Here is a 16868-nt window from a genome sequence, read left to right on the forward strand (position 1 = left end):
CGCTTGAGGTCCGCCCGGGGACCTACGACTCCCGCGACCCCCGCAGTTCGAGCTTCGCGAGCGCCTCGAGGTGAACCTCGTCGGGGCCATCTGCCAGACGCAACGTGCGCGAGTGCGCGTAGGCCGCGGCGAGCCACGTATCGGGGCTCACGCCGAGGGCGCCGTGGACCTGGATCGCCTGGTCGAGGACGCGGCACGCCATGCGCGGCGCGACGACCTTGATCATCGCGATCTCGCGCCGCGCCGCCTTGTTCCCGACGGTGTCCATCATGTGCGCGGCATGGAGCGTGAGGAGCCGGGCCTGGTCCACGGCGATGCGGCACTCGGCGAGCGCGTGGCGAAGGGCGCCCTTCTCGGCCAGGGGGCCGGAGAAGGCGACGCGGGTCCTCGCGCGCTCGGCCATGTCCTCGATCGCGCGCTCGGCGACGCCGATGAGCCGCATGCAGTGGTGGATGCGGCCGGGGCCGAGCCGGCCCTGCGCGATCTCGAACCCGCGGCCCGAGCCGAGGAGCATGTTCCCGGCGGGCACGCGGACGTCGGTGAAGCGCACTTCGCCGTGGCCGACGGGAGCGCTGTCGTAGCCGAACACGCCGAGCGGCCGGACGACCTCGATCCCGGCGGCGTCGCGCGGCACGAGCACCATCGACTGCTGCCGGTGGCGCGCCGCGTCCGGGTCCGTCTTGCCCATGAAGATGAACAGCCGGCACTCCGCCCGGGGGGCCTGCGTCGCCCACCACTTGTGGCCGTTGATGACCCACTCGTCCCCTTCGCCGACGATGGACGAGCGGATGTTCGTCGCGTCCGACGAGGCCACGTCCGGCTCCGTCATCGCGAAGGACGAGCGGATCTCCCCCGCCAGCAGCGGCTCGAGCCACTCCTTCCGCTGCGCCGGCGTCCCGTAGCGGGCCAGCGTCTCCATGTTGCCGGTGTCGGGCGCGTTGCAGTTGAAGACCTCGGGCGCCCATTCCACGCGTCCCATGACCTCGCAGATGAGCGCGTACTCGAGGTTCGACAGACCCGCTCCGTAGCGAGCCTCCAAGTCCGCGCCGTCGTCCGGCTCCGCGTCGGGCGGGAGGAAGAGGTTCCACAGTCCCTCGTCGCGTGCCCGTCCCTTCAGCGCCTCGAGGATCGGAGGCGTGGAGAACCGGTTGTCCGCCGCTTCGATCTCCCGGTCGAAGGTCTCCTCGTTGGGGTGGACGTGTGTCTCCATGAACTCGCGCACGCGCGCCTGGAGTTCGAGAGACCGTCTGGAGAAGAGAGATGGGGCGTTCACTCGCGCTCCGCCGGGGTGTCCGGGTCGGGGTGACATTGTCGGGGTGGGCCCCAAGATTAGCGGGCCCTCCGGCGGAAACAACGGGCACCGCCAGCAGCACCGTTACCGGCACGGCGGCCGGGTGCGGCGGCCGGCACCTCCAGGGACTCGGGGATGAGCGAACGGCACATGGGGCTCTACGGCGCGACGTCGCTCGGCGTCGGCGCGATCGTGGGGGGCGGGATCCTCGCGCTCGCCGGCGTCGCGTTCGCGACCGCGGGTCCCGCCGCGATCCTCGCCTTCGCGTTCAACGGGGGGATCGCCTTTCTCACGGCGATGAGCTTCGCCCGCCTCGCGCGCCGCTTCCCGGAATCCGGCGGCATCTACACGTACGCGAAGAAGGTGCTCTCGATCGAGGTCGCCTTCATCGTGGGATGGGTGGTCTGGTTCGCATCCATCGTGGCAGGCGTGCTGTACGCGCTGGGCTTCGCCGCCTTTCTCGTCGAAGGCTTCGCTCGTCTGGCCCCCGCGCTCGGCCTGCGGTGGGAATGGGTCGGACAGGGGTGGGTCCAGATCGGTCTCGCGATCGCCGCCGTGGGCGCCTACACGCTCCTGCTCGTCCAGAGGACGGCCGGCGGAGGGAACGCGGCGACGATCGGCAAGGTCGCCGTGTTCGCCGTCCTTCTCGTGGGAGGGTTCATCGCGTGGCTCGCGGGCTCGCCCGGCGAGGCGCTTCAGCGGCTGAGTCCGTTCGCCCCGGAGGGGTCGCTCGGTCTCCTGCAGGCCATGGGCTACACGTTCATCGCGCTGCAGGGGTTCGACCTCATCGCGGCCGTCGGCGGAGAGGTACGGGATTCGGAGCGCACCGTGCCGCGGGCGATGTACCTTTCGCTCGGGATTGCGCTCGTCATCTACATCCCGCTGCTGATCATCGTCTCTACCGTGGGCGCGCCGCCGGACGGGATCCAGGCCGCGGCGCAGGCGCGCCCGGAAGGGCTCGTGGCCGAGGCGGCGGAGCGTTTCATGGGTCCGGCGGGGTACTGGCTCGTCATCGGCGCGGGTCTTCTGGGGATGCTGTCGGCGCTCCACGCGAACGTGTTCGGGGCCTCTCGCGTCGCCTTCTCGATGGCGCGCGACCGGACGCTGCCGCACCGGGTGGGCGAGATGCGGGGGCGGACGGGGACGCCCGCGATGGCCGTGGTCGCGACGGGCGCCATGATGATGCTCATCGCCATCGCGGTGGGGAACGTCGCCGCTGCGGGCGCCGCCTCCAGCCTCATCTTCCTGATCTCGTTCGCCATGGTCCACTGGGCGGCGATGCTGGCGCGGATGCGCTCCGGGCACCCGCGTCCCGCCACGCTTCCGGTCGTCGGCGCCGCGCTGTGCGTGGGGCTCGCGATCTTCCAGGCCATCGCGGTTCCCGAGGCGGGGCGGGTGGTCGCGGTGTGGCTCGGCCTCGGCGCGGTGCTGTACCTGACGCTGCTCGCGCCGGGCGCCCGCCTGGCGGATGCGAGCGCCCAGGCGCGCGATCCGGACCTCGCCCGGCTCCGGGGGCGCAGCCCGCTCGTCGTCGTTCCCGTCGCGAATCCGGCGAGCGCGGCGAGTCTCGCCGATATCGCGAACACGGTTCGCGCGCCGGGCGTGGGCCGGATTCTCCTGCTGTCGGTGATTCCGAGGGAGGGTCGTCCCGCCCTGTCCATCGATGCCGCGGTCCGGGATGCCAAGGACATTCTGGGCGAGTCCGTGCGGCACGGGATCGAGGACGCGGTCTCTCAGGAGACGCTGTTCACGATCGCGTCGGACGTATGGAGCGAGATCGCCCGCGTGGCCAACAGCCGTACCTGCGAGACGGTGCTCATGGGTCTGTCGCGGCTCACGGAGCCCGGCGTCGAGTCGCGGCTTGAAGGCCTCATCTCCAGGGTCGACGCGGACGTCGTCATCGTGCGGGCACCGCTCCGCTGGCGGATCGAGAAGGCGAGGCGCATCCTCGTCACGGTGAAGGGACGACGCGACCACAGCGAACTGCGCGCCCGCCTGCTCGGCAGCCTCTCGCGCTCCTCGGAGCCCGCCGTCACGTTCCTGTGCGCGCTCCCTTCCGACGCTTCCCCCGACCGGCGGCGAAGGGTGGAGCGCACCGTCCGGCAGCTCGCCAGGGATGAAGCCGCGGGTCCCTACGGCGTCGAATTCGAATACGCCGATGACCCGGTTGAGCCGATCGTGCGCATGGGAGAGGGGAGCGACCTCGTGGTGATGGGGATGGAACGCCGCGCCCGGGGCGAGCCGGCGATCGGCGCCTTCGCGCTGGAGGTGGCCCGCAGGACGGACGTGCCGCTCATCCTGCTCGGCCGGCGGCGCCACGCCGGGACGCTCGCCGCGCAGGGGCTCGCGCAGGCGGTGTCGACGATTCAGCGGCCGGGGCAGAGGCCGGAACCGTGACGGCCGACGTCATCATCGTCCTCGCCATCGTCGCGGTGGCGGTCGTCCTCTTCGTCACGGAGTGGGTCCGCTACGACGGCGTGGCGCTCATGGTGCTCCTCTCCCTGGCGATCTCCGGCGTCATTCCGATGGCGCGCGCCATCGAAGGGTTCGCCAACCCTGCCGTGGTCACGATCGCGGCCGTGCTCGTGCTGAGCGGCGGGCTCTACAAGACCGGTGTCGCGAACGTCGTCGGCGCGCAGGTGTTGCGGCTCGCGGGAGACTCTCCCGTGCGGGTCACGGCGCTGCTCATGCTCACGTCGGGGCTCATGTCCGGGGTGATGAACAACACGGCCGCGGTCGCGCTCCTCATCCCGGTCGTGATCGACATCTCCCGCCGCCTCGGCATGCGTCCCTCCCGGTTGCTGATCCCGCTTTCCTTCGCCGCTCTCCTCGGCGGCATGACGACGCTCATCGGGACGGGGCCCAACATCCTCCTCTCGAGCATACTCGAGCGCATGGGGCAGGGCGAATTCGGTTTCTTCGCGTTCACGCCCGTCGGCGCGACCGCGCTCACCCTGGGGGTCCTGTACGTGGTCCTCGCGGGGAGGCACTTCCTTCCGGACCGCTCCACCGCGGACGGGGATGAGGAAGGGGGCGACGAGATCGACCTGACCGGCCGCTACCATCTCGCCGAGTCGCTGCTCACGCTCCGGATTCCGCCGGATTCCGCGCTCGACGGGTGTTCGCTCGTCGAAGCCCGACTCGGACAGGCACTGGGTTACGACCTCCTGGCCGTGCGCCGCAAGGGACACCTGGTGCTGGCGCCGGAGCGGGACTTCCGGCTGCGGAGCGAAGACGTGCTCATCGTCGAGGGGCGGATCGAGGCGCTCGAGCGCCTGCGCGCCTGGGGTCACCTCGCCAGGCACAGGGAGACGAACGATGCCCTGGGACGGCTCGTGAAGGACTCGACGGTGCTGGCCGAGGTCGAGATCGCCGAGAAATCGGACCTCATCGACAGCACGGTGGGGGGCATCGATTTCCGCAACCGGTTCCAGGCGCACGTCGTCGCCATCCGGCGCGGCGGGCAGATCCTGAGCGGCTCGTTCCAGGCGGTGCGACTCGAGGCGGGGGACGCGCTCCTCCTCCTGGGCAGCGCGGACCAGCTCCAGCAACTCCGCTACGCGACGGAGTTCTCAGCCATCGGCTGGACGGACATCGGCTCCGCCACCGAGGAGTACGAGCTGTACCGGTGGCTGATGCGGCTCCATGTGCCGGATGGGTCCTGGCTGGACGGGAAGACGCTCGCGGCGTCCCGTCTCCGGCGCGCCTTCGATCTCACCGTGCTGGAGATCGAGCGCGAGGACGGCGACATCGCCCTGCCGCACGCGTCGGAGCGGATGCGGGCCGGCGACCGCCTCATCGTCGAGGGGGCCCCGGCGTGCTTCGCCGTGCTGGAGGCGCTGCAGGCCCTCGTTCCGGCGGACGAACGACCCTCGGTCGACGAACTGGAGTCGGAGGACACGGGGTTCGCGGAAGTCACGCTCGCTCCGAGTTCGGACCTGGTCGGCAAGACGCTGCGCGAGGTTCTCTTCCGGGAGTCCTACGGACTGAACCTGATCTCGATCTTCCGGGGCGGGCGGGCCTTTCACTCGAACATCCGCATCTCGCGCACGGCGCTCGAGTTCGGGGATGCCCTCCTCGTCTACGGCAACCGGAAGAAGATCGCGCTCCTCGCCCGCGACCCGCGATTCCTCGTCCTCCACGGGCAACTCCACGAGGTGTTCCGCGTCCACAAGGCGTGGACCGCCAGCGCGATCATGGCGGTGTTCATCGTCGCGGCCTCCCTCAACCTGCTCCCCGTGTACATCGCGGCGCTTCTCGGCGCGCTCCTGATGGTGTTCACGGGGTGCGTGAAGGGGAACGAGGTCTACACCTTCGTCGAATGGCGGGTCGTCATGCTCCTCGGGGGGATGCTGGCGCTCGGTCTCGCGATGGAGGATTCCGGCACGGCGGAACTCATCGCGCGCGAAGTCGTGGGGCGGGCGGCGGAGATGGGACCGCGGATCCTCATCGCGAGCATCTTCCTCATCTGCGCGCTCGCGGCGCAGTTCGTCCCCACCTCGGCGGTCGCGGTGCTCGTCGCGCCGATCGCGCTCAGCGCCGCGACCGAACTGGATCTCTCGGCGCGGGCCCTGCTCATGGTCGTGGCCGTGGGCTCCTCCTGCGCCTTCCTGAGCCCCTTCGGCCACCCGGTGAACCTGCTCGTGATGGGCGTGGGCGGCTACAAGGTCGTCGACTACACGAAGGTCGGCGCGCCGCTCTTCGTGCTCCTGCTGCTGATGGTCGTCTTCTTCCTCCCCATCGTCTGGCCCCTTTAGGCGCGCGGGGGGGGGCGCGCGGGGGGGGGCGCGCGAGGCCGTCTGCCCCGGTTCCTCCGGAGGTCCTCAGTCGAGGTGGGCGAGTTCGGTCTCGATTCGTTCCCAGGCGCCGATGAGTTCCTCGAGTTCCCCCTGCCGGGCGGTGCGTTCGGCTTCCAGCGTGCGGACGTCCTCGATCGGGGTCTCCGCATAGAAGGAGGGGTCGGCGAAGATCTCGTCGATTTCGGCGATGCGGGTTTCGGCCGCTTCGATCCGCTTCGTCGTGTCGTTCAGCTTCTTGCGGAGCGAGCCGCCGCGGTAGCGGTTCCGGTTCCCCGTCGCTGCGCCTGAGCGGAGGCTCCGTCCCGGCGGGGCGTCGCCCGTGAGGTTGCCGGCGTCGCGGGTTTCGGCGGCGGCTGCGCGGGCGGCGCGCTTCTCCCTCCGGGCCTTGAGGACGACGGTGTCGACGTCGAGGTGGTCGTCGCCGCAGTAGTGGACGTACTCCTCGTAGCTGCCCTTGAAGTCGCGGATCCCGTCCTCGGAGATCTCCACGATGCGGGTCGCGAGCTGCGAGACGAACCAGCGGTCGTGCGAGACGAGGATGAGGGTGCCGTCGTAGCTCCGGAGCGCCTCGACCAGCGACTCGATGGATTCGAGGTCGAGGTGGTTCGTGGGTTCGTCGAGGACGAGGACGTTCGGTCGCTCGATCGCCATCCGGCAGAAAACGAGGCGGGCGGCCTCGCCGCCGGAGAGGTTGCCGACCCGTTTCTTCGCGTCGTCACCGGAGAAGAGGACGCGCCCCATCTCGCCGCGCACGAAACCGAGCGTCCGGCCCGGACAGAAGCCCGCGATCCAGTCTTCGGCGGTCTGCCCCGGCGAGTCGAAGCGGGCCTCCTGGTCCTGCGCGAAGTAGCTCGGGTGGGTTTCGTAGCCCCACGCGACGCGGCCGGCGTCGGACTGGAGTTCGCCCATGACGATCTTGAGCAGGGTGGATTTTCCGATCCCGTTGGGGCCCATGATCGCCATGCGGTCCCCGCGTTCGAGGGTGAGGTCGACCCCGTGGAGGACCTCGTTCAGCTCCTCGCCGCTGCCGAACGCCTTCTTCACGCCCTCCACTCCCAGGACGGTGCGTCCGCTCGGACGGCGGGACTCGAAGCGGAAGTTCGGGTAGCGGCGGGAGGAGGCCGGGAGCGGCTGCAGCGCCTCCGCCTTCTTCTCTATGAGGCGCAGTTTGCTCTGGGCCTGCCGCGCCTTGCTCGCCTTCGCCCGGAAGCGGTCGACGAACTGTCGGTGGTGGGCGATCTCGCGCTCGCGGTTCGCAAGCTCCTTCTCGCGCCTCTCCTGGTCCTCCCTCTTTCGGACCAGATAGTCGTCATAGTTGCCCCTGTATGTGGTGACCGTCTCATAGTCGATGTCGAGAATGTGCGTGGCGATATTGTCGAGGAACCGGTGGTCATGGGAGATGACGACGATCGCTCCCTTGAACTCCCGCAGGAACTTCTCGAGCCAGCGGATGGAGAGGATGTCGAGGTGGTTCGTGGGCTCGTCGAGGAGGAGGACGTCGGGCGCGCCCGCGAGCGCCTGGGCGAGCAGCACCCGGAGCTTGAACCCGCCGGAGAGCGTGGAGAGCGGGCGGCGGTGGATCTCGCTCGGGAAGCCGAGGCCCTCGAGGATCTCGCCCGCGCGGGCCTCCGCCGTGTAGCCGTCGTGGCGCTGGAAGACCTCCTCGAGTTCGGAGAAGCGGTCGGCGTCGAAGTCTCCGTCCTCCGCCTCGATCAGCGCCTCCCGCTCGACCATCGCGCGCCACAGATCGTGGTTCCCCATGAGCGTCGTGCCGAGGATCTCCTCTTCGTCGTGGAGGAAATGGTCCTGGCGGAGGACGCCGACCTGGAGGCGTTTCGGTACGGTGACGGATCCCTCCGTCGGGTCCTCGGTGCCCCCGAGGATGTTGAGGAGCGTCGTCTTGCCGGACCCGTTCGCGCCCACGAGGCCGTAGCACTCGCCGGGGTTGAGGAGGAAGGTCGCGTCGCGGAAGAGGACCTGGCCGCCGAACGCCTTTCCGAGGCCGGAGACGGTGATCATGTGAAGGTCATTGGAGCGGCCGCGGGGCGCCCGGTCGGGTCAGCAGGACACGCAGTTGTGATTGTTCTTCGAGCCGAGGCTCTCGAGCAGGGCCACGGCCTCCGGGAAGGGCTGCGTGCGCTGGTAGGGGCCGTTCGCCATGTCCGCGGTGGTCTGGCCGACGCGGCTCACGGCGGTCGGGTCCGCGCCGTGCTCGACGAGGAAGCGGATGACCTCGAGGTCGCCGCGCGAGGCCGCGTTGTGGAGCGGCGTGTAGCCCTCGTCGTCGCGCTGGTTCACGTCCGCGCCCAACTCTTCCACCAGGTAGCGCACGGCCGGCAGCCAGCCGTCCGGGACGTAGCGGTGGGCGTTGCTGGGGAAGCCCTGGCCGTAGCCGATGCCGGTCGCGGCGTGGATCGGATAGTCGGCGGGGCCGCCCACGGGCACGGGGGGAACGCCGGACAGGTCGCGCTTCTCGCGGTCCCACGCAGGGAGTCGGCGCGGGGGCACCTTGATCGTGGCGAGGTGCGGGTCGGCGCCGTACTCGACGAGGAGCTTCATCGCCTCCACGTCCAGGGAGTACGCGGCGCGCCAGAAGGGGCTCGCGCCCTTCAGGTCGATCTGCAGGAGGTCGAAGTTGTACGACACCCACCACAGGTGCTTCTCGAGACGGGCGTTGGGATCCACGCCGGCGTCGAGCAGGCGTCGCATGACGTCGAGATAGCTGAGCCGCTGCTGCCCGTAGGCGTGCTGCTGCGGGTAGCGCGACTTCGGCGCCCAGTGGGCGTTGAGGGCGGCGAAGAGCGGCGTCGCGCCGGCGGCGGAGGGGAGTCGGGGATCGGCCCCCGCCTCGAACAGCTCGATTGCGAGATCGAAATGGCCGTTGATCATCGCGATGAGCATCGGGCTCGTGTGGTCGCCGCCGCTCACCTGGTTGACGTCCGCTCCGCCCTCGAGGAGGGCGCGCACGGTGCCGGCGTGCCCTTCGCGGGCTGCGTGGAGCAGCGCGGTGAGACCGCCGTGGCCGCCGATGAGGTCGCCGTAGCCGAGCGGCTCGGGCTCCTCGATCGGGCGCTCGTAGTCCTCCTCGTCCTCGGCCGCGGGACGGTTCGCGGGGGCGTCGGTGGCGGCGGCCAGCGGCGCATCGGACGGGGCGGGGCGGGGCGGCACCGGCGGTTCGGGCTCCCCGCGCATCCGCGCGGCGCGGGCACGGCGGTCGGCCTGCGACCACTCGGCCAGCGCCGTGATGTCGGTCACCCAGGTGGCGAGCGCGGGATCCGCGCCGCCCTCGAACAGCGCCCGCACGGCGGCTTCCCGGCCGCGGGCGGCCGCGTACATGAGCGGCGTCTGGCCCCAGCGCGCTTCGCGCACGTCGGCGTCCCCGCCATGCTCGAGGAGCAGGCGGACGGCATCCGCTTCGCCAGCGCCGGCGGCGAGGTGCAGCGGGGTCGCGCCGCCCACATCCGCGGTGGTAGCGGTCTGCGCCGCACCCGCTTCGAGGAGGAGACCCACGACCTCCGCCTTGCCGACTTCGCTCGCGAGGTGCAGCGGCGTGTAGGCGCCGATGCGGGTGGCGGCGTCGACATCCGCGCCGGCCTCGAGGAGCAGGCGGGCCAGGTCGGCGTTCGCGGCGCGCGCCGCCCAGTGGAGCGCGGTCATTCCGTCGCCCTGCGGCGCGTTCACGTCGGCGCCATCGGAGAGCAGCGCCCGAACGGAGGCGACGTCGCCCGTCATCGCCGCGTCGGCGACCGGCGAATCGGTCAACAGCGCGCCGCTCAGCAGCACCGCCAGCAGCGCGATCGCCGGCGCCTTCAGCGCCGCGGCGATCCGGAGGCGCCCGCCCGGCTTCACGAGCCGGCCGCGTTCACGCTGGGGGCCGCGAGCGAAAGCGGGCCCGTGCTGTCGCCGAACTGTTCGATGTCTTCCAGCCCGAGCGTATGCATGAGCGAGAGCATCGCGTTCGCCATCGGCGTGCTCGCCGGCGCCCGCAGGTGGAGGCCGCCCTCCAGCTTCCCGTTCGCGCCGCCGGCCACGAACAGGGGGCAGCGCTTGTGGTTGTGCACGTTGGGGTCGCCCATCGGCGAGCCGTAGATGACCATCGTCTTCTCGAGCAGGTCCGTCTCGCCGTCCATCGTGTTCCGCAGCCGCTCGAGCAGGTACGGGACCATCGACACGTGGAACCGGTTGATCTGCGCGAAGTCGTCGATGTTTCCCTCGTCTGCGCCGTGGTGCGAGGCCGGATGGAACGGCTTGTCGACACCGCTCTCCGGGAAGACGCGGGCCGACGAGTCGCGCCCCAGCTTGAACGAGAAGACGCGCGTCATGTCGGATTCGAACGCGAGCGCCTGGAGGTCGAACATCAGCTGCACGTGCTCGACGAAGGAGTCGGGCACGCCGGCCGGCGCCTCGGGCAGCGCCCGCTCCTCGCCGCTCCGGTTCTGCGTCTCGACGCGCTCGATGCGCCGCTCGATCTCCCGCACGTTGTCGAGGTAGCGGTCGAGCCGGCGGACATCGACGGGTCCCAGTTCCCGGCGGAGTTCCCCGATGCGGCCCGCGATGAAGTCGAGCACGCTCCGGTTCGCCCGGCGGCGGGCGGCGCGTTCCTCCGCGCTCCCGCCCGCGCCGAACAGCTGGTCGAAGGCGACCCTCGGATCGCGGATCATGGGGAGCGGTTCCGTCGGCGACGCCCAGCTGATCGTGTCCGTGTACACGCACGCGTAGCCGTACGCGCACCCGCCGGACTGGTCCACGTTCTCGATGCAGAGCTGCATGGAGGGGATCGGCGTGTCCTGCCCGAAGCGCTGTGCATAGATTTGATCCATCGACGTCCCGGCGCGGATGTCCGAGCCCTCGGTCTGTCGCGGGTGGGAGTGCGTCAGGAAGGTCGCGCTGGACCGGAAGTGATCGCCGCCGATCTCCTTGGGGATCCTCGCCTCCGCCGCCGCGATATCGGTGTCGCTGATGATCGTGAGCCGGTCCCGGAACGGTTCGAGAGAGGCGAGCGCCCCGGTGCCGAGGTCGAAGTCACGGCCGGTCTGCAGCGGCGACCAGTAGCCGCGCGACGCTCCGTACGCGGTCGAGCCCGCGGCACCGTGCACCATCTCGATCGCGATCAGACGCGTCGGATCCGCGGGACGGATCGATCCCCAGAGCCGTCCGGCGGGAACCATGGCGTCCAGCATCGGAAGCGCCACCGTGGCTCCGACTCCGCGGAGGAAGGTGCGGCGCGGAATGTGCTTGCCCGTGATGATGTCCATCTACATCCCCCGGTTGATCTGTTCCACGTCCCCCTGCTCGACGATGGCGCCGCCACGGCTCATGAGGAAGGCCGGGCTCTCCGCCACTCCGAGGATGAAGGCGGACATTCGGTAGTCCTCGGCCTCCGCGCGGCGCGTGATGCGGCGCACGGTCGGCATGTCGAAGTACTCCACGCGGCGTCCGAGCGCGTAGGCCATGAGACTCTCGGTGAACGCCCTCGCCAGCGACTCGCTCCGCGAGAGCAGGGCGGTCCGCAGATCGGCCGGCCCCGAGAGCGGCGTCCCGTCGTACAGGTCGCCGCTGGGATCGACCGTGCGCCCCTGGTCCTTGATCCGGTATGCGCCCGTCACGTCGAAGTTTTCGAGCGCGAGCCCCAGCGGGTCGATGACGCGGTGGCACGAACGGCACGCGGGACTCGCCCGGTGCATCTCCAGTCGCTCGCGCACCGTCAGGAAGCGGCCCTCCTCGGCTTCGTCGATCGCCTCGAGATCCGGCACGTCCGGCGGCGGCGGAGGCGGCGGCGTCCCGAACAGGACCTCCATGATCCACTTGCCCCTCAGCACGGGCGAGGTCCGGTTCGCGTGCGAGGTCGAGGTGAGGATGCTCCCGTGCGCGAGCACGCCGCGGCGGCCTTCGTCGGGATAGTCGACCTTCCGGAAGTGGGTGCCGGCCACGCCGGAGATCCCGTAGTGCCGCGCGAGCCGCTCGTTGACGAAGGTGTAGTCCGCCGTCAGAAGCTCGAAGAAGCTGCGGTCCTCCCGCACGAGGTGCTCGAAGAGAAGCTCCGTCTCGCGGCGCATGTCGCGGGCGAGTTGCTCGTAGAAGTCGGGGAAGCGGAGCGCGTCCGGGTGCACGTTGTCGAGGTCCTGCAGCCGCAGCCACTGCGCGGCGAATCGCGTCGCGAGCCCCTCGGCGTTCGCGTGCCCGAGCATGCGGCGGACCTGGATCTCCACGCCGTTCGCGTCGTCGAGCCCACCCGTCCGGGCCGCCTCGATGAGCGCCTCGTCCGGCGGCATCCCCCACAGGAAGAAGGCGAGCCGCGAGGCGAGATCGAGCGGTGCGATCCGGTAGGGTCCCTCGGTCCCGGCCCCGGCGGGCGGCTCCTCGAAGCGGAAAATGAAGTCCGGGCTCGCGAGGATGCCCTGGAGCGCCGTCCGGACGCCGACCTCGAAGCCGTCCTCCTCCGCCCCCGCGTCGTACAGGCCGAGGAGCGGGTCGATGTCCGACGCGTCCACGGGCCGCCGGTAGGCCTGCGCCGCCAGCCGCTCCACGATCTCCCGCGCGCAGCGGCGCTCCGCCGCCTCATCCCCGGCTTCGGGCCGGCACGTCAGCACGCGCGCCCGCGTCGGCGTCTCCGACACGCCCGACACGCCGAACGGCCCCCGGATCGTGAGGTCGCGGAGGTGGGCGACAACCGTGATCCCGTGCGAATAGCCGATCTTCTTGTCCGCGAGACTCCACTCGTGCGGCGACACCAGGTCTTCGATCGGTCCGTCGAAGCGCTTGATGAAGGCGGCGGACACGCGGTGCGGCCCCGCCGTCACGTGAATCGGCGGCGTCTCGACCTGGACCCCGTTGGGATCCTGCCGGTGCATCCAGCGGTCGATGTCGATGAGCGCCCGCCGTTCCCCGTCCACGGAGAGTTCGACCTGCTCGTCGAAGGGCGTCGTCTGCCCGAAGAAGTTCCCGGTCGACTCGTGCTGGAAGGCGAGCCGGAAAATGTAGTCCCCGTCCGCGGTGAAGTTGTGCACGACGGAGATCCCGCCGCGCGTTCCGATCGGCGTGCCCGGCACGTGCTGCCGCTGCTCGGCGTAGCGGGACACCTCGTATTCCGTCTCGCTCGGCGTCACGGTCGGATCCCCGAGCGCGAGCCGGCTGATCTCGCTCGCCGCGGTCAGATATCCCTCGAGCAGCGTCGCCGAGAGATTCTGGACGTCCGCGATGTTGTCGAAGCCCGCGCTGATCGTCTCGTTCGGCAGGTAGGCGGAGGCGTCGATGTCGAGTCCGAGGAGCGCCCGGATCGAACGCTCGTACTCGGCCCGGTTCAGCCGCTGGAAGGAGCGGATGCCGGGGTCGGGTCGATCCGCCGCCACGGCATCGACCCGCGCCTCGAGCGTCTCGGCGAGTTCGAGCAGGTCTTCGGGCGGCGGGCGCCGGATCCCCGGCGGCGGCATCATCCCGGCCCGCAGCTTCCGGATCATCTTCTCGGCCGTCTCCGCCTCGAGGTGCGCCATCTCCACCTCGAAACGCTCCAGCGAGAGGTTCCCCAGCACCCGGGTGTCGTTGTGGCAGTTCGTGCAGACCTGGTTCACGATCGTCTGCGGGATCGTGTCCGGGACGAAGTCGCGGGCCTGTGCCGGGGCGGGCGCGGAACGCGAAGGACCGCCGGGAAGCGCGGAAACCGGCCCCCAGAGCGCGATGCAGGACAGCGCAACGGCGAGTCTCTTCATGGAATCGCTCGTCCCCCGCGACGGAAGTGTGACGTCACCCTTCGACTTCAACCCTTCAATATAGGGACGCCGACCGGATTTCGCCCTACGCGGATCCTCCGTTCGCCCCCGCTCCCTCCCGCCGCAGCTTGTACAGCCCGATCGTCAGCAGCGGCAGGACGAAGATGAAGATGAAGGCCCAGCTCAGGGCTCCGTAGCCGGTCGCGATGAGGTCGATGATCCCGAACCTCGACAGGAGGGAGGCAACGGCGAGGAGGATGATGGCGACCGCGGGCCGCATCGTTGCGGGCATGCGGGCCTTCCGCGCCGCGAACACGCCGGCGACCCGCTCGTTGAAGGCGTGGATCACGCCGGTCCCGGACTCGATGAGCGTGCCGAAGAGGACGATCTGAAAGGCGATCTGGAACCCCCGCGAGCCCAACAGTTCGAGTAGATGGTTGGCGGGCACGGGGCGGTCCACGATCCCCGGGTAGTGGCCCGCCATCGCCACGACGAAGAGGACGGCCGGGATCATCGCGATGGGCCCCGTGAGGGCGCCGGCCCACAGCGCCTCCCGCCGCCTCCGGATGTGCCGCGTCGCGAACAGCATCGCCGGGAGGAGCGACACCTGGAGAACGCCGTACCGGAACCCCGACAGCGCCCAGCCCTCCCGGGCCTCGCCCGACGCGAAGGCGGCCCCGATGCCATCCCCGAAGCGGGCGATCGACCAGGCGAAGAAGACGAGATACACCCCGTACAGCAGGAACGACCAGCCGGAGAAAAACCGTTCGATCGTCTCCGTCCCCTTGAAGACGAGGAAACCGATGGCGACGAGAAGTCCGGTCACGCCGGCCGCGAACGGGAGGCCGAACGTCTCGAGGAGGAACGTCCCCGAGGCCGCGCCGATCACGGCCAGGAAGAGGAGGACGGCGCACATGTAGCCGACCTCGTAGATGACCCACCCGCGCCCGAGCAGCCGCTGAAAGAAGGTCCGGTAGTCGTACGTGCCGAACACGCGCACGAACTCGAAGGACGCCATCGAGGTGAGGCTCACGAGAATCGTCGCCGGGAGGAGCATCCCGAGCAGTCCGCCCAGCGGTCCGAAGCGGAGAAAGAACTCGACGAGTTCCCGCCCGGTCCCGTACCCGCCCCCGATGATGATGGACTGGAAGACGAACCCCGGCAGCAGATACCGCCTGAACCACGAAGTCATCGGCTCATCCCGACCTTCCAACCTTCTCACCTTGCCCACGAGGGTGCCCGAGCTGCTCGCGGCGATACTCGACCAGCACCGAACGGCCGAGGATCTCGAGTACCCGGACCCAACGCTCGCTCCCCTCGGCGTCCTCCAAATGAAGCTCCTCTCCCGGTCGAATGTAAACCGGCCGCTGCAGTTCCCCGGGGACCTCTCCATTGACCGCGATGCGCTCCGACCGCATGCGTGCCGCGGCGAACGCCGCCAAAAGGCCGCCACCGACGACGGTCAGACGCCCCGCCAGGCCCGGAATGTCACCGGAACCCTGCGGGAAGATGACGCCGCCGCCTCCCGGGAGCCGGGCGAGGTCGACGGCGATCGCCCGCTCGGCCGGGAACCACTCCCGCTCCAGCCGTGCCTCGAAACCGGGAGCGGCCACGAACAACGTCAATGGCAGTGTCAGTGGTAGACTCGGTGGCAGATCACGGGCGGTCAGGTCGAGGATCGCCTCGCCGTGCGCGTCGGTCCTCGCAGACTTCCACCTCTCGTTCGGATGATTCGGAGACACCACGAGGATCCTCGCAGCGGTGATCGGCCGCCCTCCCGAAAGTACTTGAACCACTCCGGCCCCATCACGCAGGGACGCGGCCCGAGCCATCCGCCACGGTATGAGTTCGCCATCGGTCCACCGCTGGCGCTCATCGCCGCCATACACGACAACAGGGTCGCTGGGGGGCGACTCCGGGAGGTGATCTCGGAGGTGGCCACGCACGCGCCGAACGGCTCGCAGCATGTCCGATGAGGGCGCACCCGCGCTACTCGTCCCGACCAGGGTTCGTCCTCTCGGGTTCTCGATCACCAGATCCGCCTCGACCCCGTTACGGTCCCGGTAGAAGGTCAAGCCCCGCTGTCCCAGTCCCAGATTGGCCCGGTTCTTCAACGCTTCCGAGACCACCCAGGTCTCGAAGATGGCGCCGCGCAGCGGGTGGGAACGAAGCTGGCGCGGTTCGTGAATGCCCAGGAGCCAGCAGAGCAACCCCGAATCGCAGAAGTAGAGTTTCGGCGTCTTCACGAGCTGCTTGCGGATGTCGCCGTCGAACGCGGGCAAACGGAAGACGATGAAACTCGTCTCGAGGACGTCGACCCACCGCTTGGCCGTCGGTGGGGTTATGCCGGAGTCGTTTGCAAGCGACGAGTAGTTGAGGGTCTTGCCGGCGCGGCTCGCGCACAATCCAACGAATCGCTGAAACGTCGCGAGGTCGCCGACGTCCAGAATCGATCGAACGTCACGCTCCAGATACGTCCCCATGTACTCGCGGAGGAAAGCCGTCGGATCGAGCGAATGATGGAAGATTCGCGGATGCCCTCCGGTGAGGAGCGCCTCATCGAGACCGGCGGGAGAGTGGGCGAAGCGTCGGATTTCTCCCCATGCCAGCGGCAGCAGTTCGTGCAGTTCCGTGCGCCCGGCCAGCGACTGGCTGATGGACTCCAGCAGAAGCCGGTTCTGGGAGCCGACGAGAATCCAGCGACCGGGTGCCGGGTCGTCGTCAACGAGAGCCTGCAGGTAGGAAAGCAGATTCGGTGCCCGCTGGATCTCGTCTATGAGGGCGCCACCCGGGAGTTCGCGGAGAAAGCCGCGCGGGTCGTCGAGCGCGAAAGCCCTCGCGTCCGGCTCTTCCAGCGTCCGGTAGGCATGCCCAGGGAACAGGGCCCGGCACAGCGCCGTTTTCCCACTTTGCCTTGGCCCCGTGAGCGTCACGACGGGCATGGTCGCCGCGGCCCGTCCGAGCAGCGGCGCGAGATCTCGCACGATCATGGGTGAGTCGGGCCCCCTGTGTGGGCTTAAGCAAATCGAAAATCTGATTTTTAATTTGCTTAAGGTCGTACACGGCGGTCAT

General features: G+C 69.7%; 9 protein-coding genes. 2 read left to right on the forward strand and 7 right to left on the reverse strand.

Annotated features, from left to right (window positions below; genetic code table 11):
* Nucleotides 1-22: 22 nt before the first annotated feature.
* Nucleotides 23-1309, reverse strand: a complete 1287-nt coding sequence (locus ACQY5G_RS10285) for an acyl-CoA dehydrogenase family protein (protein ID WP_428273675.1) — start codon at nucleotides 1307-1309, stop codon at nucleotides 23-25.
* 117 nt (nucleotides 1310-1426) lie between these two features.
* Here ACQY5G_RS10285 and ACQY5G_RS10290 point away from each other — a divergent pair, with 117 nt between their 5' ends.
* Nucleotides 1427-3688 carry an APC family permease gene (locus tag ACQY5G_RS10290; RefSeq protein WP_428273677.1) on the forward strand — a complete coding sequence of 754 codons (2262 nt, stop codon included), beginning with the start codon at nucleotides 1427-1429 and terminating at the stop codon, nucleotides 3686-3688.
* On the forward strand, nucleotides 3685-6048 hold the full coding sequence (locus ACQY5G_RS10295; RefSeq protein ID WP_428273679.1) for an SLC13 family permease: 2364 nt from the start codon (nucleotides 3685-3687) through the stop codon (nucleotides 6046-6048). Before ACQY5G_RS10290 ends, ACQY5G_RS10295 begins: the two co-directional genes overlap by 4 nt.
* Before the next feature lie 66 nt (nucleotides 6049-6114).
* Here the strand turns inward: ACQY5G_RS10295 and ACQY5G_RS10300 are convergent, their stop codons facing one another.
* The 6 genes from ACQY5G_RS10300 to ACQY5G_RS10325 all read right to left on the reverse strand — a co-directional run bounded on the left by ACQY5G_RS10300 (nucleotide 6115) and on the right by ACQY5G_RS10325 (nucleotide 16786).
* Nucleotides 6115-8109: an ABC-F family ATP-binding cassette domain-containing protein gene (locus tag ACQY5G_RS10300; RefSeq protein ID WP_428273681.1), complete on the reverse strand. Its 1995-nt coding sequence runs from the start codon at nucleotides 8107-8109 to the stop codon at nucleotides 6115-6117.
* A gap of 39 nt (nucleotides 8110-8148) precedes the next feature.
* Nucleotides 8149-9939, reverse strand: coding sequence for an ankyrin repeat domain-containing protein (locus ACQY5G_RS10305; protein ID WP_428273683.1), 1791 nt, complete (start codon nucleotides 9937-9939; stop codon nucleotides 8149-8151).
* Nucleotides 9936-11345: a DUF1552 domain-containing protein gene (locus tag ACQY5G_RS10310; protein WP_428273685.1), complete on the reverse strand. Its 1410-nt coding sequence runs from the start codon at nucleotides 11343-11345 to the stop codon at nucleotides 9936-9938. The genes ACQY5G_RS10305 and ACQY5G_RS10310 overlap by 4 nt, the downstream gene beginning before the upstream one ends.
* The gene (locus ACQY5G_RS10315; RefSeq protein ID WP_428273687.1) at nucleotides 11346-13796 is read right to left on the reverse strand and encodes a DUF1592 domain-containing protein; all 2451 of its coding nucleotides are present in this window, start codon (nucleotides 13794-13796) and stop codon (nucleotides 11346-11348) included. It abuts the gene before it with no gap.
* 85 nt (nucleotides 13797-13881) lie between these two features.
* Nucleotides 13882-14988, reverse strand: coding sequence for a hypothetical protein (locus ACQY5G_RS10320; RefSeq protein WP_428273689.1), 1107 nt, complete (start codon nucleotides 14986-14988; stop codon nucleotides 13882-13884).
* A gap of 4 nt (nucleotides 14989-14992) precedes the next feature.
* On the reverse strand, nucleotides 14993-16786 hold the full coding sequence (locus ACQY5G_RS10325) for an ATP-binding protein (RefSeq protein ID WP_428273690.1): 1794 nt from the start codon (nucleotides 16784-16786) through the stop codon (nucleotides 14993-14995).
* Nucleotides 16787-16868: the final 82 nt, after the last annotated feature.

This window comes from Candidatus Palauibacter sp., from assembly GCF_965261555.1.
GTDB lineage: Bacteria > Gemmatimonadota > Gemmatimonadetes > Palauibacterales > Palauibacteraceae > Palauibacter.